The following is a 22,762-nucleotide window of genomic DNA, read 5'->3' on the forward strand; positions in this document are numbered from 1 at the left end:
TCCGGTGGTGCTGGTGTGGCCCGTGGGGCGCCCCCTTCGGAATTGGGGCAATCCCCGCGACGACACGCCGCGACGTGGGTTGATCGACCCTGTGCCTCGTCATACCGTCAGGGCACTGGTTCGTGACCAAACTGTAACCTTTATGTCTACGTTTAAGGTTTGAGGGCTACACGCTCGGAACGAGCCGCACCACCCGCACCACGCACTGTCCGTCCCCAGACCACCAGCAGCACCGGCACCATCAGTCAGGAAGGCCCACTCTCGTGGCAGCAGCACCGCAGAACTACTTGGCCGTCATCAAGGTCGTCGGCATCGGCGGCGGCGGCGTCAATGCCATCAATCGCATGATCGAGGTCGGCCTCAAGGGTGTCGAGTTCATCGCCATCAACACCGATGCCCAGGCGCTGCTCATGAGCGACGCCGACGTCAAGCTCGACGTCGGCCGCGAGCTGACGCGCGGCCTCGGTGCCGGCGCCGACCCCGAGGTCGGCAAGAAGGCCGCCGAGGACCACGCCGAGGAGATCGAGGAGGTCCTCAAGGGGGCCGACATGGTCTTCGTCACCGCCGGTGAGGGCGGCGGCACGGGCACCGGCGGCGCTCCCGTCGTGGCCCGTATCGCCCGCGAGCTCGGTGCCCTGACGATAGGTGTCGTCACGCGCCCGTTCACCTTCGAGGGTCGCCGTCGCGCCAACCAGGCCGAGTCCGGCATCGGCAGCCTCCGCGAGGAGGTCGACACCCTGATCGTCATCCCCAACGACCGGCTGCTGTCGATCAGCGACCGCAACGTCTCGATGATGGACGCCTTCCGCTCGGCCGACCAGGTCCTGCTCTCCGGTGTCCAGGGCATCACCGACCTCATCACGACGCCCGGACTCATCAACCTCGACTTCGCCGACGTCAAGTCGGTCATGCAGGGTGCCGGCTCGGCACTCATGGGCATCGGCTCCGCGCGCGGCGAGGACCGGGCGGTCCAGGCCGCCGAGCTCGCCATCAGCAGCCCGCTGCTCGAGGCGTCCATCGACGGTGCCCACGGCGTGCTGCTCTCGGTCCAGGGCGGCTCCGACCTCGGACTCTTCGAGATCAACGAGGCCGCCCGCCTCGTCCAGGAGGCTGCGCACCCGGAGGCCAACATCATCTTCGGTGCGGTCATCGACGACGCCCTCGGCGACGAGGTCCGGGTCACGGTCATCGCTGCAGGCTTCGACAGCGGCGGCCCCAGCCAGCGGCACGACGACCGCGCCCTCGGGCAGGTCATGGGTCGCTCGCAGGCGGCCCAGCAGCGTCCGGCCACGCCGGCGCCGCAGCACTCCAACGGTGTGCCGCAGGCGGCGCCGCAGCAGTCGATCCCCCAGCAGGCGCCGGCCGCACCGGTGCACCAGTCACAGCCGGCCCAGCAGCTGCCCACCCAGCAGCCGGCCGCGCCGGCGCCGCAGCAGCCCCAGCACCACGTCCCGGCCCCCGCGGCCCAGCCGGTGCAGCAGCCGCCTCGGCAGGTGACGTTCGACGAGGGCGACGACCTCGACGTGCCCGACTTCCTCAAGTAGGACCGAGGGCCGGCTCCGAGCCGAGATCCGTACCGACGGGCGGGAGATGCGTTCAGCGTCTCCCGCCCGTCGGCGTGCTGACCCGCTCTTGCCGGAACGGGTGCCCCCCGACTCCCCGGGACCGGCGGGATAGGTTTGTCATCGTGTTCTACTGGCGCACCACCATCGCGAGCGACGGCGACTCGTGCGCCGTCGACCTCGGCTTCACGGGCCGGTCGGCGGGCCGGGGGAGCGGGCCGTATGCCGGCCTCAACCTCGGCGGTCACGTCGGCGACGACGCCGCCGACGTCGAGGGCAACCGCACGGCGCTCGCGCACGAGATCAACCTCCCTCGCGAGCGTCTCGTGCTCATGAACCAGGTGCACGGCTCCGACGTCGCGCAGGTCGACGGACCCTGGGGCGCCGAGCCGCCGGCCGTCGACGGGATCGTCACCCGCGCAACGGATCTCGCGCTCGCGGTGCTCGTCGCCGACTGCGTTCCCGTGCTGCTGCACGACGCTGCCGCAGGGGTCGTCGGGGCGGTCCACGCGGGTCGACCGGGGATGCTCGCCGGCATCGTCGGACGGGCCGTCGCAGCGATGCGAGACCTTGGCGCCTCGGCGGTCTCGGCCACCGTCGGGCCGTCCGTCTGCGGCCGGTGCTACGAGGTCCCGGCGGAGATGGCACACAGCGCTGCCGCGGTCTCCCCGGCAGCTGCGGCGCGGTCGTGGACCGGTACCGCCGCCATCGACGTGGCAGCCGGGGTCGTCGAGCAGCTCGCAGCGGCCGACGTTGCCGTGCAATGGGTTCCGGGGTGCACCCGGGAGAGCGGTGACCTCTACTCCTACCGTCGGGACGGCCGCACCGGCCGCTTTGCGGGTGTCGTCGCGCTGCGGCCGGCAGTCGCATGAGCCGTATGCCGTCGGGCGACGACCGGGCCCGCCGTGAACAGCTGGGCGAAGGTCTCGCGACCGTGCGCGAGCGCATCGAGCGCGGATGCGCCGAAGCCGGCCGCGATCCCGACGACATCACCCTCGTCGTCGTCACGAAGTTCTTCCCGGCGTCCGACGTCCTGCTGCTTCACGACCTCGGCGTCGGACACTTCGGCGAGAACCGCGACCAGGAGGCCGCAGAGAAGTTCCGTGAGGTCCGACACGTCCTCTCGGAGGGCGGCGCCCCGGCGCTGACCCTCCACTTCATCGGCCGGCTCCAGAGCAACAAGGCGGCGCACGTCGCGGGCTACGCCGACGTCATCCAGTCGGTCGACCGCACGAAGCTCGTGGGAGCTCTCGCGAAGGGCGCGCACACCTCCGACCGGACCGTCCAGGTGCTCCTCCAGGTGAGCCTCGACGGCGACACGTCGCGTGGCGGGGTCCTGCCCGGCGACGTCGACGCCCTCGCGGATGCCGTTGCGGCACAACAGCTCCTGGACCTGCGCGGCGTCATGGCCGTGGCCCCCCTGGGTGCCGACCCGGATGTGTCGTTCGCGCGTCTTCGGGACGTCGCGGACGGCATACGTGCTCGGCACCCGCGGGCCGACTGGGTCTCCGCGGGCATGAGCGGTGACCTCGAGGCCGGCCTGCGGCACGGTGCGACACACCTGCGTGTCGGCACGGCAATCCTCGGTTCACGCCCGTCACTTCTGTAACGTCGTCAACGATCACAATCCGACGTTTTGGGAGTTGGCCATGGCAGGGGCACTGCGCAAGACGATGGTGTACCTCGGACTGAGCGAGGAGGACCAGCGTCACGACCGTTACGACGACTACGACGCCTACGACGAGTCCGACCGCTACGACGACGAGACCGAGCACACCGCTGCCGTGACGCAGCTGCCCACGAAGCGACCGGTGGCCGCCGTCGTGCGCGACGTCGAGGTCGGGTCGCTCAACCGGATCACGACGATCCACCCGCGCACCTACAACGAGGCCAAGAACATCGGCGAGTGGTTCCGCGACCAGGTCCCCGTCATCATGAACCTCAGCGACATGGACGACGCCGACGCCAAGCGCCTCGTCGACTTCGCCGCCGGGCTCGTCTTCGGTCTGCACGGCACCATCGAGCGGGTCACCTCCAAGGTGTTCCTGCTCTCGCCCGCCCATGTCGAGATCTCCGCCGACGAGCCCGAGGCCCCGGCGGCCGCCACGCGCGGATTCTTCAACCAGAGCTGAGCCACCGACCCTCGGCCATGAGCGCAAACCGGGGTCGCAGGCGCAACGACCTGGGCCCCGGTTCACACTCCTGCCCCGACATCAGGGACACTGACCGACATGGACGCGTTCTGGACGATCTACGGGGTGGTGGTCTTCACCTTCTTCATCGCCCTCATCGGCCGCTTCGTCATCGACTGGGTGCAGGTGCTGGCCCGGTCCTGGCGACCCACCGGGGTCGTCCTGGTCCTGGCCGAGGCCGTCTACACCGTGACCGACCCGCCCCTGCGCGCCCTGCGCAAGGTCATCCCGTCACCGAGCCTCGGTGGCGTCCGACTCGACCTCAGCTTCCTCGTCCTGATGTTGCTGACCTCTCTCGCTCTCAACGTGCCGAGCTTCTTCTGACCGACCGGCCTTCACCCGTCCCGCAGCGCGGGTCAGGGGTCTCCACACGCCGATCGGTGAGCATGGCTTTGGTTCGTGACCGGAACGTTAGATACCGTTGACCCGAACCATTACGTCTGTATCGAGGTGACACATGGCGCTTACGCCTGAACAGGTGCTCAACAAGCACTTCCAGACCACGCAGTTCCGTCGTGGCTACGAGGAGCGGGACGTTGACGACTTCCTGGACGAGATCGTGGCGGAGATGCGTTCGCTCATCGAGCAGCGTGACGACTATCTGAAGCAGCTCAACGACTGCCGCGCGAGCAAGAACCAGTCGGCCGTCCGCGCCGACGGCGCGACGGCGGCCATGCCGGCCGTCGGACGCCCCGGTGACGACGCCAAGCTCGGCGGCCTCACCGCGAAGATCCAGGACGCGGAGCGCGCCTTCAAGGCCGCCACCGACCGTGCGGCCAAGGCCAAGGCCGACGCCGACAACGCCGAACGGGCCGCCAAGGAGCGCATCGACCGCGCCAAGGCCGAGGCCGAGCGAGCCGAGGCGGCCGCCAAGTCGGCCGTCGACTCCCAGGCCCTCAACGACGCCCAGGCCAAGCTCAACGGCCTCAACTCGCAGGTCGCCGACGCCGAGGGCAAGCTCGCCAAGGCGCAGGAGAACGCCCGCGCCGCCGATGAGCGTGCCGCCAAGGCGCAGTCCGATGCCGAGGCCGCGGCGGCCAACGCGGCACGCCTGCGCGAGGAGGCCGCCAAGGCCCCGCCGCCCGCCGCGGCTGCAGCAGCCGCTCCGGCCGCCGCCGGCAACGTCGACGCCGCAGGCGTCATCGCACTCGCGCAGCGCCTGCACGACGAGCACGTGGCCGCCGGCGAGACCCGCCGCAACGAGCTCATCTCGGAGGCCGAGAACCGCCACCGCGAGCTGCTCGCTGCGGCCCAGGCCCGCCACGACGACCTCATCAACACCGGGCAGAGCCGCCACGACCAGGCCACCCAGCAGGCCGAGCAGATCTCAGCCGCAGCCACGGCCCAGCGTGACCAGATGATCGCCGAGGCCACCTCGCAGCGCGACCAGATGATCGCCGAGGCCACGTCCAAGCGCGACGAGATGCTCACCGAGGCGCGCGAGCGTGCCACCGGGATGGTCGCGGAGGCCCAGCAGAAGAAGGCTGCTCTCCTCGAGGAGCTCGACAAGCAGAAGGGCCTGCTCGACCGCAAGATCGCCGAGCTGCGCGGCTTCGAGAAGAACTACCGCACCAACCTCAAGTCCTACATCGAGGGTCAGCTCCACGACCTCGACTCGAGCGTCCAGGAGCCGGCCCACGCCGGCGCCGGCGACGGCAACCAGGGCTGAGTCCCACCTCGAACAGACGCACGGCAGGCCGTCCGGGAACATCCCGGACGGCCTGTGGTGTATCCGAGGGGCGAACACTTCGCCCGCATAAGCGTTTCGCGTTTGTGCGCGACCCGTGCGGGGCTTATTGTCAGCCCCACTTGTCAGCGTCGACGGCGTGACCGACGGAGGGTCTGATGGCGGCGAAGAAGACGGCGGCGGCGACAGCCGCGGCCAAGCGGTCCACCGCGAGCAGGACGACGGGCGCAGCCACGAAGGCGGCGCCTGCGAGGAAGACTGTCACGAAGGCCGCGCCGGTGAGGAAGGCCGCGACGAAGGCCGCGGTCAAGACGACGGCGACGAAGGCTGCGCCGGCCACGAGGACGGCGACCAGGTCCGCGACCAAGGCCGCCCCGGTCAAGAAGACGGTGACGAAGGCCGCCGCCGCGAAGAAGGCCACGACCAAGGCCGCGCCGCCCGCGAGGACGGCGACGAAGGCGACCCCCGTCAAGAAGGCCGCCACCAAGTCCGCGACCAAAGCCACGAGCAAGGCCACGAGCAAGGCCGCGCCCGCCAAGAGGGCAGTGACGAAGACGGCTCCCGCGAAGAAGGCCGCGACCAAGGCCGCGCCGGCCACGAGGACGGCGACCAAGGCGACCCCCGTCAAGAAGACCGCGACCGCAGCCAAGGCCGCGACGGCCACGAAGACGGCGACCAAGGCGACCCCCGCGAAGAAGGCCGCTCCGGCGGCTCGCGGCACGACCCGGTCGACGGCGGCGAAGAAGCCGACCCCCACGACGTCCACCCGAGCAGGTGCCGCGAGCGCGAAGCCCGCCGCCAAGGCACCGGCTACCCGAACCAAGAAGGCACCAGTGACGACGAGCTCCACGGCAGGACCCCGCGCGGCGACCAAGAAGGCCGCGAGCAGCACCACGACCCGGACCAACGCGCGCAAGATCGCCGAGCGCCTCCGGGTCAAGGACGACGAGAGCCCGTGGAGCGAGGACGAGATCGGCGAGGTGCGCGGCGTCCTGCTCGAGGAGATCGACCAGCACCGCGTCGAGCTCAAGCTCGCCGAGGACGAGCTCGACGACCTGCTCCGCGCTTCGGGCGACGGGTCCGGCGACGACCAGGCGGACGCCGGGGCCAAGACGGCAGAGCGCGAGCACGAGATCTCCGTCGCGGCCAACGCCCGCGCGAGCCTGCGTCAGGCGGAGCACGCGCTCGAGCAGCTCGAGGCCGGCACGTACGGCATCTGCGAGAACTGCGGCAACCCGATCGGCAAGCTTCGACTTCAGGCCCGTCCTCGTGCGACCCTGTGCATGACATGCCAGGAGAAGCAAGACCGCCACTGACGCCCACGCACGCCACGTCGACCCCCCGCGCGGGGGTCGACGGCGTGTCCACCACTACATCGACCACATCGACCGAGACCGTGAGTTCGACGCCTGCCGACGAGACCCGACCGACAACTGACCGGCGCACCCGGATGTTCGTCGTCCTCGGGGCCGTCGCCGTCCTCGCCTACGTCAGTGACCAGCTGACGAAGGTGGTCGCGCTCGACGTGCTCGCCGACGGGGAGTCGCGTCCCTTCGTCGGAGAGTTCATCCGTTTCAAGCTCATCGGCAACCCCGGTGCGGCCCTGTCGCTCGGCGCGGGCAACACGTGGGTCATGACGGGCATCGCCCTCGCCGTGCTGATCGCGATCATCGTCGTCGCCCGCCAGCTCGGGTCATGGGCCTGGGCGATCGCGCTCGGGCTGCTGCTCGGCGCCGCGATCGGCAACCTCACGGACCGGTTCGTCCGCCCGCCCGGCGGCGGCCAGGGGCACGTCGTGGACTTCATCGACTACAACCGCTGGTTCATCGGCAACGTCGCCGACATCTGGATCGTCTCGGCCGCGGCGCTCGTCGTCATCCTGGCGCTGCTCGGGATCGGCGTCGACGGTCGCCGTGACCACGGCCGTCCCGCCACCCGCACCGTCGCGTCCGAGCCCAGCGCCGGCGACGGAGAGACCACGTCCGATAGCCCAGCGAACGGCGAGACCGACATGACGCAGCAGCCCGGCGGGTCGGCCGTGTCGACCGAGACGCCCGACCCGACCGAGACGCGCGAGAAACACGCCGTGCGGCGTCAGGGGGACGACCATGCCTGACGTGCGCACCGTGCTCGTGCCGGACGGCCTCGAGGGCGAACGCGTCGACGCGGGCGTCGCGCGGCTCTTCGGGGTGTCCCGCACCAAGGCCGCCGACCTCGCGGCAGACGGCGCCGTCGTGCTCGACGGCAAGGCCGTCGCGAAGTCCGAGCGGCTCTCGGCCGGCTCGATGCTCGAGGTGTCGCTGCCGCGTGCCGAGGAGGGCCCGAGCCTGAGGGTCGTCGCACAGCCCGTGCCGGGCATGTCGATCATCCACGACGACGACGACATCGTGGTCGTCGACAAGCCGGTGGGCGTCGCCGCGCACCCCAGCGTCGGCTGGAGCGGGCCCGACGTCGTGTCCGGGCTCGCCGCGGCGGGCTACCGCATCTCGACCTCCGGCGCCCCGGAGCGCCAGGGGATCGTCAGCCGGCTCGACGTCGGCACGTCCGGTCTCATGGTGGTCGCGAAGAGCGAGAACGCCTACTCGCGTCTCAAGCAGGCGTTCCGCAGCCGCACGGTCGACAAGACGTACCACGCCCTCGTCCAGGGCCTACCCGACCCGGTCGTCGGCACCGTCGACGCCCCGATCGGTCGCCACCCGGGCCACGACTACAAGTTCGCGGTGATGAAGAGCGGCAAGCCGTCGGTGACGCACTACGAGGTCCTCGAGGCGTTCCGCTACGCGAGCCTGCTCGACATCCATCTCGAGACCGGGCGCACCCACCAGATCCGCGTCCACTTCGCGGCGTTGCACCACCCGTGCTGCGGCGACCCGACCTACGGGGCGGACCCGAAGCTCGCGGCACGCCTCAAGCTGGATCGTCAGTGGCTGCACGCCGTGGGACTCGGCTTCGAGCACCCGGGCACGGGGGAGTACGTCCGCTTCGAGAGCCCCTATCCGGAGGACCTCCAGCGCGCACTCGACATCATCGCGACCTTGTGACCTTCACCCTCGACGCGAGGGTGAAGGTCACGGCGAGCCATTCCGTATGCCGCCTGGCGGCGTGGGGTCGGTGCTGAACCCGACCGGGGCGGTGCGTTCCGGGCCGAGCGGCCGCGTGTCAGTGGCGGTTCCGGCGCCGGAGTCTGCTCGTGGCCGCCGTCCGAGGGCGATCCCCAGCCCGAGGGCGACCACCGCGGCGACGGTCCTCGCCCACCACGGCACTCCACCCGGGGGCACGGCGTCACCGGTGCCGCGCGTCACCGGCGCCGCGACCGGGGCAGCTGCCGCAGGTCGTGCGACCGGCGGGGTCGTCGACGTCCTCGCCGGCTTCGCGTCGCCGTAGACGCCGAGGGAGGTCAGCGTCGCGAGGAGCAGCGCGGCGTCCTTGGGTCGGTGCAGCACGGCGGGCGCCTGGAAGAGGTCCTTGCCGTCGGCGAGGTTCATCGACGTCTCGACCCAGACGTCGTCGCCGTCGACGAGGACGGCGTCGACGCGCCACGGCGTGACGTCGTGGATCAGCCACGTCAGCCGGACCTGCGAGTCCATGAACGAGGCCGCGGGCATCGCGTCACCGGTGGGGGTGTTGTACGCGTCGAGGGCCTTCTCGAGGTTCGCGTAGGCCGTGCCTCCGGTCAGGGCGGCCGCGGCGCGAGACCCGCTGTAGTTGACGGCGAGGACCGAGGTCGGGCCTCCGGCGGAGGCCTGCGGGGCGACGGCGACGAGCAGGGCCGCGGCGACGGCTGCGGCGGCGGCGAGGGGGGCGAGTCTGCGCATGTTCTCCTCCGTGGGCGAGTGGGCCGGCGCACGGGCCGACGACACCTCAACACCGCTGCGGAAGTGGAGGTTCGCGGTCAGCCGGCGGACCGGGCCACGCGCAGCGCCTCGGTGAGGGTGTCCACACCCTCGAGGCGGTAGGTCACGTCGCCGGCCGGGGACGGGACGACCCAGACGAGGGTCGGCCCGGCGAGGCGCGGCGGCTCGGAGTGCGTGCCGCCGACCCGGTCCACCCACTCGACGAGGTGCGGCGACCCGAGCCACACCGCCTCGTGGTCGGCCACCGTGGTCGGCGTGACCGCCTCCCACACCGTCTTGAGGTAGCCCCACGACAACGAGCCGACGAACACGTCGAGACGCGTCGTGCCGGCGCCCGGCCCCCACACCAGCTCGGCGACGCGCCCGTCGTGCGTGACGGTGACGGACGTCGGCGGGCCGAGCGCCGTGGGCGCCCCGATGTCCGCGCCGACGAGGTGCTCTGCCTGCCCCAGCGTCACGGGCGTCGCCGGAGCACCACTGGTGCTCGTGCCGGTCGCCCGAGACGTCGTCGAGGGAGTCGGGGCCGGTGTGGGCACCTCCCGCACCACGATGCCGCCGATGCGGAGCAGCTCGACGACCGCGGCACGGACCGGCGGGACGAGAGCGAGCACGAGCACGACGACGGCGGCCGCTGCCCACCCGAGTCGGTGGGTCATGACGCGCGTCGGGCGTGGGGCGGCGGGGACCGGCGCCACGGCCTCACGCTGCGGCACGGGTGGCGGCTCGGCGTCCAGGCGGGCGAGCACGAGCGTCGCGAGATCCGCTCCGGGCGGCTCGGTCACAAGCGTGCGGCCGAGGGCGACGAGCTCGTCCTCGAGGTCGAGGTGGTCAGGCATCGGCCATCACCTCCCGGAGCGAGCCGAGGGCGCGATGGAGCCGGGACTTGACCGTGCCCGCCGGGATGTCGAGCGTCCCGGCGGTCTCGGCCTCCGACAGCTCGAGCAGGTAGCGGCAGGTCACTACGTCGCGCAGGTCGTCGGGCAGCCCCTCGACCGCGTCGATGAGCCCGTCGAGCCGGTCGCGCGAGACCGCGGCGTCCGCCGGGTCCGGGACGGCGTGCGTCACGGCCCTCTCCGCGGCCACCCGGAGCTCGCGCAGGGCGCGCCGTGACCGCCCGCGCTGCAGGTTGCGTGTCTCGTTGACGACGATCCGCAGCAGCCACGGACGGAAACCCGCGCCCTCGTGGAAGCGCGGCAGTGCCTGGTATGCCTTCACGAACGCCTCCTGCACGACGTCGTCGGCCTCGCTCCCGGCGCCGGAGAGCACCGCGAGCCGTTTGGCGATCGGGGCGTGGAGCGTGACGAGCACCGCGTACGCCGACGCGTCCCCCGCGCGTACGCGCGCCAGTGCTGCCGCCTCCTCGGACGTGTCGATCGCTGCCTCCGTCCCACCGACGACCATGCCTCGGCACCATCGTGCCGTCCCGACGCCCCCTCAACACCGCTCGCGCCGGATCGGTTCGCGCGGACCCCGCGACACCCGCACCGACACGCCGAGGAGTGTCCTCGCGGAGGCTTAGACTCGTCCACGATGTCGACCGAAGCCGCCCCGAGAAACGACCCGAACTTCGTGCACCTCCACGTGCACACGGAGTACTCCATGCTCGACGGGGCGGCGCGCATCGGCGACCTCTTCAGCGAGGCGGCGCGGATGGGCATGCCGGCCCTCGCGACGACCGACCACGGCTACGTGTTCGGCGCCTACGAGTTCTGGAAGAAGGCGCAGGGCACGGGCGTCAAGCCGATCATCGGCGTCGAGGCCTACATCACGCCGGGCACGCACCGCACCGACCGCACCAAGGTCAGCTGGGGCGACGGCGGCCGCGACGACATCTCGGGCAGCGGCGCCTACACCCACATGACGATGCTCGCCGAGAACAACCAGGGCATGCACAACCTGTTCCGGATGAGCTCCATCGCGAGCCTCGACCAGGTGTACACCAAGTGGCCGCGCATCGACCGCGACCTGCTCTCGACCTACGGCAAGGGCCTCATCGTCACGACGGGCTGCCCGTCGAGCGAGATCCAGACCAAGCTGCGCTTCGGGATGTACGACGAGGCGCGCGAGGTCGCCGGCGAGCTGCGCGACATCTTCGGCAACGACAACGTCTACGTCGAGCTCATGGACCATGGCCTCGACATCGAGCGCCGCACGCAGAAGGACCTCATCCGGCTCGCGCGCGACCTCAAGCTCCCGCTCGTGGCCACCAACGACCTGCACTACACCCGCGCCGAGGACGCCAAGGCCCACGCGGCGCTGCTCTGTGTCCAGTCCGGCTCGACCCTGATGGACCCCAACCGGTTCAAGTTCGACGCCGACGACTTCTACCTCAAGTCCGCCCAGGAGATGCGCCACCTGTGGCGCGAGCTGCCCGAGGCGTGCGACAACACCCTGCTCATCGCCGAGCGCTGCGAGGTGTCCTTCACCGAGGGCGAGGGGCGCTTCATGCCGCGCTTCCCGGTGCCCGAGGGCGAGGACGAGACGTCGTGGTTCATCAAGGAGGTCGAGACCGGCCTCTCGCGTCGCTTCCCCGAAGGGGTGCCCGACTACGCCCGCAAGCAGGCGGCCTTCGAGGAGGACGTCATCGTCTCCAAGGGCTACCCGGGCTACTTCCTCGTCGTCGCCGACTTCATCAACTGGGCCAAGCGCAACGGCATCCGCGTCGGCCCCGGCCGAGGCTCGGGTGCCGGCTCGATGTGCGCCTACGCCATGGGCATCACCGACCTCGACCCCATCCCGCACGGCCTCATCTTCGAGCGGTTCCTGAACCCCGAGCGAATGTCGATGCCCGACTTCGACGTCGACTTCGACGAGCGCCGGCGCGGTGAGGTGATCCGCTACGTCACCGAGAAGTACGGCGAGGAGCGCGTCGCCCAGATCGTCACCTACGGCACGATCAAGGCCAAGCAGGCCCTCAAGGACGCGAGCCGCGTCCTCGGCCACCCCTTCGCGATGGGCGAGAAGCTCACCAAGGCGATGCCGCCCGACGTCATGGGGAAGGGCATGCCGCTCGCCGACGTCTTCAAGCCCGACTCCAAGCGCTACAACGAGGCGGGCGACTTCCGCGTCGTCCACGACGAGGACCCGCAGGCGCAGGAGGTCGTCGCCACGGCGCTCGGCCTCGAGGGCCTGAAGCGCCAGTGGGGCGTGCACGCGGCCGGCGTCATCATGTCCAGCGAACCGCTCGTCGACGTCATCCCGATCATGCGCCGCCTGCAGGACGGCCAGATCATCACGCAGTTCGACTACCCCAGCTGCGAGTCGCTGGGCCTGGTCAAGATGGACTTCCTCGGCCTGCGCAACCTGACGATCCTCGACGACGCCATCGAGAACATCAAGCTCAACCGCGACGAGGACATCGACCTCGACGAGCTGTCCAAGACCCTCGACGACCGGGCCACCTACGACCTGCTCGGTCGCGGCGACACCCTCGGTGTCTTCCAGCTCGACGGCGGCGGCATGCGCTCGCTGCTGCGCCTCATGCAGCCCGACAACTTCGAGGACATCTCGGCCGCCCTCGCGCTCTACCGACCGGGCCCGATGGGCGTCAACGCCCACACGAACTTCGCGCTGCGCAAGAACGGCAAGCAGGAGGTCGTCCCGCTCGACCCCCAGCTCAAGGGCAAGCTCCAGCAGGAGATGATCGACGCCCTCGACCCGATCCTCGGGATGACCTACGGCCTGGTCATCTACCAGGAGCAGGTCATGGAGATCGCTCAGAAGCTCGCCGGCTACACACTCGGCAACGCCGACCTGCTCCGCCGCGCCATGGGCAAGAAGAAGAAGGAGGTCCTCGACGCCGAGTACGTCCCCTTCTCCGAGGGCATGAAGTCCCAGGGCTTCAACGAGGCCTCCATCGCGGCGCTGTGGGGCGTCCTCGTCCCCTTCTCGGACTACGCGTTCAACAAGGCGCACACGGCGGCATACGGCCTCGTGTCGTACTGGACGGGCTACCTCAAGGCCAACTACCCCGCCGAGTACATGGCGGCGCTACTGACGAGCGTGCGCGACGACAAGGACAAGTCGGCGCTCTACCTCAACGAGTGCCGGCACATGGGCATCAAGGTGCTGCCGCCCGACGTCAACGAGTCGATCGCCAACTTCGCCGCCGTCGGCACCGACATCCGCTTCGGCCTCGCGGCGATCCGCAACGTCGGGCTGCCCGTCGTGCAGGCCGTCATCAAGGCCCGCGAGGAGAAGGGCGCCTTCGCCTCGTTCAAGGACTTCCTCTCGAAGGTGCCGGCCGTCGTGTGCAACAAGCGCACCATCGAGTCGCTCATCAAGGGTGGCGCCTTCGACTCGCTCGGCGAGAGCCGCCGCGGCATGGTCGAGGTGCACGAGCGCTACATCGACGCCCTCGTCGAGGTGAAGAAGCAGGAGGCCATCGGCCAGGACAGCCTCTTCGGCAGCTTCGGTGACGACACCGGCGACGCTGGCAGCGCTGACGGGCCGGGCGCGTTCGACGGGCTGCCGCCGGTGCCGACGCTCGAGTGGGACAAGGCCAGCCTGCTCTCCTTCGAGCGCGAGATGCTCGGCCTCTACGTCAGCGACCACCCGCTCTTCGGCATCGAGCACATCCTCGCCACGCACGCCGACACCTCGATCGCCTCGCTCATGGGCGACGACCCCAAGGCCGACGGCACCCCGGTCACGGTGGCCGGCCTCATCACGAGCCTGCAGCTCAAGCGCACGAAGAAGGGTGACCTCTGGGCCATCGCGACCGTCGAGGACCTCGACGGCGCCATCGAGTGCCTCTTCTTCCCCTCGGCCTACATGACCTACTCGACGATGCTGGCCCAGGACACCGTCTGTGCCGTCAAGGGCCGCATCAGTGCCCGCGACGACTCGATCTCGATCTTCGCCCAGGAGCTGACGATCCCCGACATCAAGGAGGGCCCGCGCGGCCCGGTCGTGCTGACGCTCCCGCTCGGTCGGGCGACGCCGGCCGTGGCCGAGAGCCTCAAGCGCGTGCTGGGGGAGCACCCGGGGGCGACCGAGGTGCAGGTCAAGCTGACCCAGCCGGGGCGTTCGGTCCTGATGTCCCTCGACGACTCGCTCCGGGTCAACGCCACCTCCGCGCTCTTCGGAGACCTCAAGGCCCTGCTGGGTCCGGCCTGCCTCAGCTGATGCGCGAAGCCGACCGCCGGCGGCTGAGTCGGGCGCGGATGGCCGCGCTCGGCCTGACGCCCGCGCTCAGCAGCGACGGACCCGTGTCGGCGCTCGGGGTCGCCCGTGAGCTCGGCGCGTTGCAGGCCCAGGACTACGGGAGCGGGGTGTGGTCCCTCGGGGTGCGCTCGGGCCTCACGCTCGAGCAGGTCGAGCAGGCCGTGCGGGGCCGCGAGGTCGTGCGCACGTGGCCGATGCGCGGGACGATCCACTGGGTGCCGGCCGAGGACGCCCGCTGGATGTGCGAGCTGCTTGCGGCCCCCCGCAGCACGACCCTCGCCACGCGGTTCGCCCAGCTGGGCCTCACCGAGGCCGACGTCGAGCTGTCCGGCCGGCTCTTCGAGGAGCACCTGCGCGAGCCGATGAGCCGACCCGAGGTCGCGGCTCTGCTCGTCGAGCACGGCATCGACCCGACCGACCAGCGCAACTACCACCTCATCGGCCACCACTGCATGAGCGGCCTCATCTGCCAGGGCCCGGTCATCGGCAAGCAGCCGAGCTTCGTCCTCATCGACTCGTGGGTTCCTCACTCCCGCAGGCTTTCCCGCGAGGAGGGCCTCGCGACGGTTGCGGAGCGCTACGTCCGCAGCCACGGACCGGTGACGGAGAAGGACCTCGCCGGCTGGCTCCTCAAGCCGCTCGGGCTCACGAGGGAGGCGCTCGCCCTCGTCGGCGACCGGCTCGTGCGCGAGGACGTCGACGACCAGACCTGGCTGACGCACGCCGAGGCCCGGCCCGCCCCGGACGGTCCGGGCGGCGTGCACCTGCTGCCCCAGTGGGACGAGTTCCTGCTCGGCTACAAGTCGCGTGACGTGACCCTCCCACCCGAGCACTTCGTCAAGGTCGTGCCCGGCCGCAACATGGTCTTCAAGCCGACACTCGTCGTCGACGGCGAGGTCGCGGGCACGTGGCGTCGGGTCCAGAAGCGGTCGCACGTCCTCCTCGAGGTGCAGCCGTTCGTCCCGCTGTCCGCGAGCCGGTGGCGCGAGGTGGAGCGGGCCGCGAACGCCTACGGCACGTTCCTCGGCACCGACACCGAGGTCGTACGCGTCGGGCCGGCCGACGGGACCGCCTGAGGTGGCGCGTGGGTCGGTCCCGCCGTCGCCGCTGCCGCCACGCCACGGTGTCGACGCCCAGCGCTTCCGGATGCCGCAGGACGGGTCCTGGTCATCACTGCGTGACCATCTCGTCGAACGGCTCTCGCCGGGGCTGACGGCCGCCGAGGTGGACCGGATGCTGGCCGCAGGTGAGTTCGTCGACGCCTCCGGAGCGCCCGTGCCGGCGGACGCGCCGTTCGTGCCACAGTCGGCCGTCTGGGCCCACCGCGACCTGCCGCTGGAGGTCGCACACCCCGAGGAGGTCGTCGTGCTGCACCGCGACGAGCGGATCGTCGTCGTCGACAAGCCCCACGACATGGCGACGATGCCCCGTGGACGGCACGTCGTACAGAGCGCCCTCGCCCGCACCCGCGTCCTGACGGGCGAGCACCGCCTCACCCCGGCGCACCGCCTCGACCGGCCGACGGCAGGTGTCCTGATGTTCACGACCGAGCAGCGCTGGCGCGGCGCGTACCAACGCGTCTTCGCCGAGGGCCTCGCCCACAAGCAGTACCTCGCCGTCGCGCCGGTCCGGGACGGGCTCGAGCTGCCGCTCGTGCGGCGGACGCACCTCGTCAAGGAGCACGGCATCCACCAGGCGCACGAGGTCCCGGGAGCCGAGCCCAACGCCGAGACGCTCGTCGAGCTCCTCGACAGGTCGACCGGTGCCGGGCGGGCGGGGGAGGACCTCGGGCTCTACCTCCTGACGCCGCGCACCGGCCGCACCCACCAGCTGCGCTGCCAGCTCGACGGGCTGGGCATCCCCATCGTCGACGACCCGCTCTACCCGGTCGAGCGGGACGTGCCGGCGGGCGACTTCAGCGTGCCGCTGCAGCTGCTGGCGGCGGTCCTGGCCTTCGAGGACCCCGTCGACGGCACCCCGCGGCGCTTCGTCACCCGCCGCCGGCTGGGCCGGTGGCCAGGTCGCTGGCCGATCCTCTGAGGCCGTGCCCGGGTGTGACGACGCGATGTCATCGGGCGTTCAGCAACCCGTGGGCATCTCGCCGCGCGAGACCGGGGAGCGCGGTCTAGGGTGACCCGCAGACCGCGCGGAAGAGCCGGTCCCAGGGAGGAAATCCATGCGTCAATCTCGTCCTGCCCTGCGCCGGGTCGCCGCGGTCACCACCGCCGCGCTCGCCGCGGGCATCACCCCGTTCGTCATGGCCGCACCGGCCTCGGCGGCCCCGACGGAGCTGTTCATCAGCGAGTACGTCGAGGGCTCGAGCAACAACAAAGCGCTCGAGATCTACAACGGCACCGGCGCGACGGTCGATCTCGCGGCTGCCAAGTACAACGTCCAGGTCTTCGCCAACGGTGCCGCTACCACCACGAACACCATCGCTCTGAGCGGCAACCTTGCCTCGGGCGACGTCTTCGTCCTCGCCAACACCTCGGCGGGTTCGGGAATCACCGGGCAGGCCGACCTGCTGAGTGGGAGCGCCAACTGGAACGGCGACGACGCCGTCGTCCTGCGCAAGGACGGGGTCGTCGTCGACGCCTTCGGCCAGGTCGGCCTCCGCCCCGTCAACGAGTGGGGCACCGGCCTCACCTCGACCATGGACAACACCCTCCGACGCAAGTCGTCCGTCACGGCGGGCGACGCCAACGGCGCCGACGTGTTCGACCCCTCCGTCCAATGGGACGGGTTCGCCATCGACACCTTCGACGGTCTCGGCGCCCACACCGTCGACGGTGGTCCGGCGACCGATGTCGCTCCGGGCGTCACCGCCACGACCCCGACCGACGGTTCGTCGAACGTCGCCGTCGGCGCGAGCCCGACGGTCACCTTCTCCGAGCCGGTGAACGTCGCCGCCGGAGCCTTCACCGTCGCGTGCTCCCTCTCGGGCACCAAGATCCTCGCCGTCTCCGGCGGTCCGACGACCTTCACGCTCGACCCGTCGGCCGACTTCACCCTCGGCGACGCCTGCACCCTGACGGTCACGGCATCCGCCGTCACCGACCAGGACGCCATCGACCCGCCGGACTCACCGGCGAGCGACGTCGTCGTGCGCTTCTCGGTCCCGGCCGCCAACCCGTGCGAGGTGACCGCGACCCCGATCCCGGCCATCCAGGGCAGCGGCGACACCGCTGCGGTCACCGGCAGCGTCACGACCCGTGGCGTCGTCGTCGGCGACTACGAGGGCCCCTCACCGGCCCTGCGCGGCTTCTTCCTGCAGGACCCGTCCGGTGACGGCGACCCTGCGACGTCCGACGGCATCTTCGTGTTCGAGGGCAGCAACGCCAACTCCGTCAAGATCGGTGACCTCGTCACCGTGACGGGCAACGCGGGCGAGAACCAGGGTCAGACCCAGGTCAGCGCCGGCACGGTCACGGTCTGCGGCGCCGGCACGGTCGCCCCGACCGAGGTGCGTTTCCCCGTGGCCAGCGGCACCGCCCTCGAGCGCTACGAGGGCATGCTCGTCACGCTCCCGCAGGACATGTCGGTGACCGAGCACTTCCAGCTCGGCCGCTTCGGCCAGGTCACCCTCTCGCAGGGAGGCCGCCTCGAGCAGCCCACCAACGTCGTCGCCCCGGGAGACCCCGCCGCCGCGCTTCAGGCGTCGAACGACCTGCGCAAGATCATCCTCGACGACACGACGCAGGCCCAGAACGTCGACCCGATCGTGTTCGGTCGCGGCGGCCAGCCGCTCACCGCTGCCAACACGCTCCGCGGTGGCGACACCGTCACCGACCTGACCGGGGTGCTCAACTACACGTGGGGTGGCAACGCGGCCAGCGCCAACGCGTACCGCATCCGCCCGGTGAACCCGTCCGCGACGGTCGACTTCCAGCCGACCAACCCGCGTCCGACGAGCCCGCCCGCCGTCGGTGGCGACACCCGCGTCGTCGGGATGAACCTGCTCAACTTCTTCAACACGCTCGACACGTCCGGCAACAACTGCCGCGGTGGCCTCACCGGGGCGGTCATGGACTGCCGCGGCGCCAACACCGCCGCCGAGTTCGACCGCCAGTGGCACAAGACGCTGGCCGCCGTCTCGGGCACCCAGGCCGACGTCGTCGCCTTCATGGAGATGGAGAACGACGGCTACGGCCCGGACAGCGCCGAGCAGTTCCTCGTCGGCAAGCTCAACGAGCAGGACGGTGCCGGCACGTGGGCGTTCATCGACGCCGACGCCCGCACCGGGCAGGTCGACGCCCTCGGCAACGACGCCATCAAGGTCGGCATGCTCTACAAGCCGGCCGCGGTGACGCCGGTGGGGGCGACCGCCGCGCTCAACTCCGACGGCTTCGTCACCGGTGGCGACTCCGGCCCGCGCAACCGTCCGTCGCTCGCCCAGGCGTTCCGCGACAACACCAGCGGTGGCACCTTCGTCGCCGTGGCGAACCACCTGAAGAGCAAGGGCAGCGCGTGCGACAAACCCGACGCCGGCGACGGCCAGGGCAACTGCTCGAAGGTCCGCGTCGTCTCGGCAGACCTGCTCGCCTCGTGGCTGGCCGGCGACCCGACGGGCACCGGTGACCCCGACGTCCTCATCCTCGGCGACATGAACTCCTACGCCAAGGAGGACCCGATCACGACGCTCGAGAAGGCTGGCTTCACCAACCTCATCGAGCAGCGCAACGGGCGCGAGGCGTACTCCTACGCGTTCGACGGGCAGTGGGGCTACCTCGACCACGCGCTCGGCTCGGCGTCGATGAGCAGCCAGGTGACGGGAGTCGGCGACTGGCACGTCAACGCCGACGAGCCCTCGATCCTCGACTACAACACCGAGTTCAAGACGCCGGCGCAGGTCACGAGCCTCTACGCTCCCGACCAGTTCCGGATCTCGGACCACGACCCCGTCGTCGTCGGACTCGACCTGACGAACGCCGACCCGGTCGTCGGCACGGTCACCGGTCCGTCGGCTGCCGTCTCGGTCGGCGCCCCGGCGGGTGTGAGTGCGACGTTCACCGACGCGGACCCGCTCGACACCCACACGGCGACCGTCGCGTGGGGTGACGGGCAGTCCTCGGCCGGCACCGTGACCGGTGGCACCGTCAGTGGCAGCCACGTCTACACGGCCGCGGGCATCTACACCGTGACCGTCACCGTCACGGACCAGTGGGGCAACGCCGACAGCGGCACGACGACCGTCGTCGTCTACGACCGCGCGGCAGGCTTCGCCACGGGGGGCGGCACCATCGCGTCGCCCGTCGGGGCGCTGGCCTCCGACCCGTCGCACCGCGGCAAGGGCAGCCTGCAGCTGTCCGTGGCGTACCCGAGCGGGGCCACCGTCCCGACCGGCTCGTTCACGTACAGCCTCGCGGGCACGACGTTCGCCGTCGCCACCACGACGTTCGACTGGCTCGTCGTGACGGGCACCACGGCGACGTTCTCGGCACCCGTGACGGTGAACGGCCAGGCGGGCTACCGCGCGGTCGTCACCGTGACTGACCAGGGGAAGAACGACACGTTCCGCCTCGTCGTGACAGGTGCCGGCGGCTCCGTGACGTACGACTCCGGCACGCAGGCCGTCAAGGGTCAGGTCGTCGTCCACTGACGTCGCACTGACCGCGTTCCACGACGCGTTCGGCCCGGGATCGACCGATCCCGGGCCGAACGCGTCTCCGTCGGCCCGTCAGGGCGGCGCACCCGGATACGGTGACGCCATGAGGCGAGCACTGTTCGTACGGGTCAACCGGGTCGCGAACGTCGTCGTGCGGCGGCTCGGGCTGCGGCGCTTCCGAGGCGGCGACCTGCTGATGCTGACCACGACGGGTCGCCGGAGCGGGCAGCGGCGCAGGACGCCGCTCCTCCACCTCGCGCGCGACGGCGGCTGGCTGGTCGTCGCCTCCAACGGGGGTGCCGACTGGGAGCCGGGCTGGTGGCTCAACCTGCGGGCGGGGTCGCCCGCGACCGTCGAGGTCGGGGGGCGCTCGGTGCCCGTGCGCGGCGAGGAGGTCACGGGCCAGGAGCGTGAGCAGCTCTGGACCGAGCTCAACCACGCCGTCTTCGACTTCGACTCCTACCAGTCGAAGGTGAGCCGGCGTATCGCCGTCGTGCGGCTGACGCCGACCACCGGCTGACCGCTCCCTCGGTGCAGACACCGCCCGACGGTCCGCGGTGGGCCGCGACCTAGACTGCGCGGATGCAGCACCCCCCGACCGCCCGGCGCGACCCCGTCGCCCGCGAGCACCACGGCGACCGCTTCGACGACCCGTATGCGTGGATGGCCGACCGCGACTCGAACGAGCTGCGCGATCTCCTCGTAGCCGAGAACGCCCACGCCACCGAGCGCACCGAGCACCTGCGTCCGCTCGCCGACCAGGTCTTCGAGGAGTTCCGCTCCCGCATCGAGGAGACCGACCTGTCGGTCCCCGTGCGCCACGACCGCTGGTGGTACTACTCGCGGACGGTCGAGGGGGAGCAGTATGCCGTCGAGGCGCGGGTGCTCGTCGCCGACCACCCGCAGCGGCCCACGCTCGACGACGGCCGTCCCCCGGTCGGCGAGCAGGTGCTCCTCGACCAGAACGAGGAGGGGCGCGACCGTGAGTTCTTCGCCGTCGGGGTGAGCGAGGTGTCGCCGGCCGGCGACCTGCTGGCGTATGCCGTCGACGTCGTCGGCGACGAACGCTACGACGTGTGCGTGCGCCGGATCGAGGACGGCGTGGTGCTCGACGACGTCGTGCGCCGGACCGGTGGGTCCTTCGCGTGGTCGCTCGACGCCCGGCACTTCTTCTACACGCGGGTCGACGACGCGTGGCGGCCGCACCAGGTGTGGCGCCACGAGCTCGGCACGCCCGCAACGGACGACGTGCTCGTGCACGAGGAGACCGACGAGCGCTTCTTCGTCGGCGTGGGCACCTCGCGAGACGACCGTCTCGTCATCATCGCCATCGGGTCCAAGACGACGAGCGAGTTCCGCCTGCTCGACGCCGACGACGCCCTCGGCACGCCCCGCCTGGTGGCCGGGCGTCGTCAGGGCGTCGAGTACGACATCGAGCCGTTCGGCGACCAGCTGCTCGTGACGCACAACGCGAACCGGGTCAACTTCGAGCTCGCCACGGCCCCCGTCACGAGCACGTCGGCCGACGACTGGGTGCCGCTCGAGGTGACGACCGGCGACGAGTACGTCACGGGCGCCGAGGGGTTCGACGACTTCATCGCGGTGTCCCTGCGTCGTGAGGGCGGCACGGGCGTGCGCGTCGTGCTGCGCGACCCGGCCGCGCCCAACGGACTGGGCGAGGCGCACGACATCGTCGTCGGCGAGCCCATCGGAACCCTGCACGTCGGGGTCAACCCCGAGGCGTCGACCCCGACGCTGCAGGTGGTCCACGAGTCACTCGTCACGCCCCGCACGGTCGAGGACTACGACGTGCGCTCCCGCACCTTCACCCTGCTCAAGCAGCAGCACGTGCGCGGCGACGTCGACCTGGCTCAGTACCGCCAGCGGCGCGAGTGGGCCACCGCCCCCGACGGCACCCGCATCCCGATCTCCGTCGTGCACCGCCGCGACGTCCCGGCCGACGGCACGGCGCCCGGTCTGCTCAACGCGTACGGCGCCTACGGCATCTCGAGCGACCCGTGGTTCTCCGTGCTTCGGCTCTCGCTGCTCGACCGGGGCTGGGTCTTCGCCATCGCGCACGTGCGCGGAGGGTCGGAGATGGGGCGGTCGTGGTACGACGACGGCAAGCTCGAGGCAAAGCCCAACACGTTCACCGACTTCGTCGCGTGCGCCGACCACCTCGTCGCCACCGGGATCGTCGCGGCGGACCGCCTTGCCGCAGAGGGCGGCTCGGCGGGTGGCCTGCTCATGGGCGCCGTCGTCAACCTCGCACCCGACCGCTTCCGCTTCGTCCATGCGCAGGTGCCCTTCGTCGACGCCCTGACGACGGTGCTCGACCCCAGTCTGCCGCTCACCGTGGCCGAGTGGGAGGAGTGGGGCAACCCGCTCGAGGACCCGGCGGCATACGCCCTCATGAAGTCGTACGCCCCCTACGAGAACGTCCGCCCGACCCGCCACCCGAGCCTGCTCGTGACGGCAGGGCTCGACGACACACGCGTCTACGTCACCGAGCCGGCCAAGTGGGTCGCTGCCCTGCGCCACGCCGACCTCGAGGTCGACGACCCCGCGCAGATCCTCTTCCGCACCGAGATGGCGGCCGGCCACGGTGGTCGGTCGGGTCGCTACGACCTCTGGCGCGAATGGGCTTGGGAGACGGCCGTGCTCATCGACCAGACGTCGTGAGCACGGCCGCCGCC

The 22,762-nt window shown here is 71.0% G+C and carries 19 protein-coding genes; 15 read left to right on the plus strand and 4 right to left on the minus strand.

Features of this window, described 5'->3' with window-relative positions:
* Nucleotides 1–263: 263 nt before the first annotated feature.
* From ftsZ to ASG96_RS16605, 6 genes are all read left to right on the plus strand, one after another.
* Nucleotides 264–1,544 (plus strand): cell division protein FtsZ, encoded by a 1,281-nt coding sequence (ftsZ, locus tag ASG96_RS16580; RefSeq protein ID WP_056759097.1) that lies wholly within the window; start codon nt 264–266, stop codon nt 1,542–1,544.
* Between the two features lie 143 nt (nt 1,545–1,687).
* Nucleotides 1,688–2,434 (plus strand): peptidoglycan editing factor PgeF, encoded by a 747-nt coding sequence (gene pgeF, locus ASG96_RS16585; protein WP_056759095.1) that lies wholly within the window; start codon nt 1,688–1,690, stop codon nt 2,432–2,434.
* A gap of 5 nt (nt 2,435–2,439) precedes the next feature.
* Nucleotides 2,440–3,171, plus strand: a complete 732-nt coding sequence (locus ASG96_RS16590) for a YggS family pyridoxal phosphate-dependent enzyme (protein ID WP_200958653.1) — start codon at nt 2,440–2,442, stop codon at nt 3,169–3,171.
* Between the two features lie 40 nt (nt 3,172–3,211).
* On the plus strand, nt 3,212–3,694 hold the full coding sequence (locus ASG96_RS16595; RefSeq protein ID WP_026864635.1) for a cell division protein SepF: 483 nt from the start codon (nt 3,212–3,214) through the stop codon (nt 3,692–3,694).
* A gap of 99 nt (nt 3,695–3,793) precedes the next feature.
* Entirely contained in the window at nt 3,794–4,078 is a 285-nt protein-coding gene (locus ASG96_RS16600; protein WP_020144665.1) for a YggT family protein, read from the plus strand.
* A gap of 133 nt (nt 4,079–4,211) precedes the next feature.
* The gene (locus tag ASG96_RS16605; protein WP_057588638.1) at nt 4,212–5,423 is read left to right on the plus strand and encodes a DivIVA domain-containing protein; all 1,212 of its coding nucleotides are present in this window, start codon (nt 4,212–4,214) and stop codon (nt 5,421–5,423) included.
* A 130-nt stretch (nt 5,424–5,553) separates the two neighbouring features.
* Here ASG96_RS16605 and ASG96_RS23350 read toward each other — a convergent pair whose 3' ends face one another.
* The gene (locus ASG96_RS23350; RefSeq protein WP_057588639.1) at nt 5,554–6,291 is read right to left on the minus strand and encodes a hypothetical protein; all 738 of its coding nucleotides are present in this window, start codon (nt 6,289–6,291) and stop codon (nt 5,554–5,556) included.
* Here ASG96_RS23350 and ASG96_RS16615 point away from each other — a divergent pair.
* The 3 genes from ASG96_RS16615 (at nt 6,275) to ASG96_RS16625 (ending at nt 8,482) form a co-directional block, all read left to right on the plus strand.
* A complete protein-coding gene (locus ASG96_RS16615) occupies nt 6,275–6,757 on the plus strand; it encodes a TraR/DksA C4-type zinc finger protein (protein ID WP_056759086.1) in 483 nt (160 codons plus the stop codon). The genes ASG96_RS23350 and ASG96_RS16615 overlap by 17 nt on opposite strands.
* A gap of 80 nt (nt 6,758–6,837) precedes the next feature.
* A complete protein-coding gene (gene lspA / locus ASG96_RS16620; protein WP_235506726.1) occupies nt 6,838–7,557 on the plus strand; it encodes a signal peptidase II in 720 nt (239 codons plus the stop codon).
* Nucleotides 7,550–8,482, plus strand: coding sequence for an RluA family pseudouridine synthase (locus ASG96_RS16625; protein WP_056759078.1), 933 nt, complete (start codon nt 7,550–7,552; stop codon nt 8,480–8,482). Before lspA ends, ASG96_RS16625 begins: the two co-directional genes overlap by 8 nt.
* Nucleotides 8,483–8,509: 27 nt before the next feature.
* Here the strand turns inward: ASG96_RS16625 and ASG96_RS23355 are convergent, their stop codons facing one another.
* From ASG96_RS23355 to ASG96_RS16640, 3 genes are all read right to left on the minus strand, one after another.
* Nucleotides 8,510–9,256, minus strand: coding sequence for a hypothetical protein (locus ASG96_RS23355; protein WP_157610943.1), 747 nt, complete (start codon nt 9,254–9,256; stop codon nt 8,510–8,512).
* A gap of 77 nt (nt 9,257–9,333) precedes the next feature.
* On the minus strand, nt 9,334–10,131 hold the full coding sequence (locus ASG96_RS16635; RefSeq protein WP_056759074.1) for a hypothetical protein: 798 nt from the start codon (nt 10,129–10,131) through the stop codon (nt 9,334–9,336).
* Nucleotides 10,124–10,696, minus strand: a complete 573-nt coding sequence (locus ASG96_RS16640; protein WP_056759072.1) for an RNA polymerase sigma factor — start codon at nt 10,694–10,696, stop codon at nt 10,124–10,126. The genes ASG96_RS16635 and ASG96_RS16640 overlap by 8 nt, the downstream gene beginning before the upstream one ends.
* A gap of 129 nt (nt 10,697–10,825) precedes the next feature.
* Between ASG96_RS16640 and dnaE the strand changes: the two genes are divergently transcribed.
* The 6 genes from dnaE (at nt 10,826) to ASG96_RS16670 (ending at nt 22,748) form a co-directional block, all read left to right on the plus strand.
* Nucleotides 10,826–14,422, plus strand: coding sequence for a DNA polymerase III subunit alpha (dnaE, locus tag ASG96_RS16645; RefSeq protein WP_057588641.1), 3,597 nt, complete (start codon nt 10,826–10,828; stop codon nt 14,420–14,422).
* Nucleotides 14,422–15,537, plus strand: a complete 1,116-nt coding sequence (locus ASG96_RS16650; protein WP_235509197.1) for a winged helix DNA-binding domain-containing protein — start codon at nt 14,422–14,424, stop codon at nt 15,535–15,537. The genes dnaE and ASG96_RS16650 overlap by 1 nt, the downstream gene beginning before the upstream one ends.
* Nucleotide 15,538: 1 nt before the next feature.
* Nucleotides 15,539–16,501, plus strand: a complete 963-nt coding sequence (locus ASG96_RS16655; RefSeq protein WP_057588643.1) for a pseudouridine synthase — start codon at nt 15,539–15,541, stop codon at nt 16,499–16,501.
* A gap of 136 nt (nt 16,502–16,637) precedes the next feature.
* Complete coding sequence (locus ASG96_RS16660; protein ID WP_057588644.1) at nt 16,638–20,060, plus strand: ExeM/NucH family extracellular endonuclease; 3,423 nt, start codon at nt 16,638–16,640, stop codon at nt 20,058–20,060.
* 109 nt (nt 20,061–20,169) lie between these two features.
* Nucleotides 20,170–20,586 carry a nitroreductase/quinone reductase family protein gene (locus tag ASG96_RS16665; RefSeq protein ID WP_057588645.1) on the plus strand — a complete coding sequence of 139 codons (417 nt, stop codon included), beginning with the start codon at nt 20,170–20,172 and terminating at the stop codon, nt 20,584–20,586.
* A 62-nt stretch (nt 20,587–20,648) separates the two neighbouring features.
* Nucleotides 20,649–22,748, plus strand: a complete 2,100-nt coding sequence (locus ASG96_RS16670) for a S9 family peptidase (protein ID WP_057588646.1) — start codon at nt 20,649–20,651, stop codon at nt 22,746–22,748.
* Nucleotides 22,749–22,762: the final 14 nt, after the last annotated feature.

Source organism: Terrabacter sp. Soil810, from assembly GCF_001429645.1.
Lineage (GTDB): Bacteria > Actinomycetota > Actinomycetes > Actinomycetales > Dermatophilaceae > Terrabacter.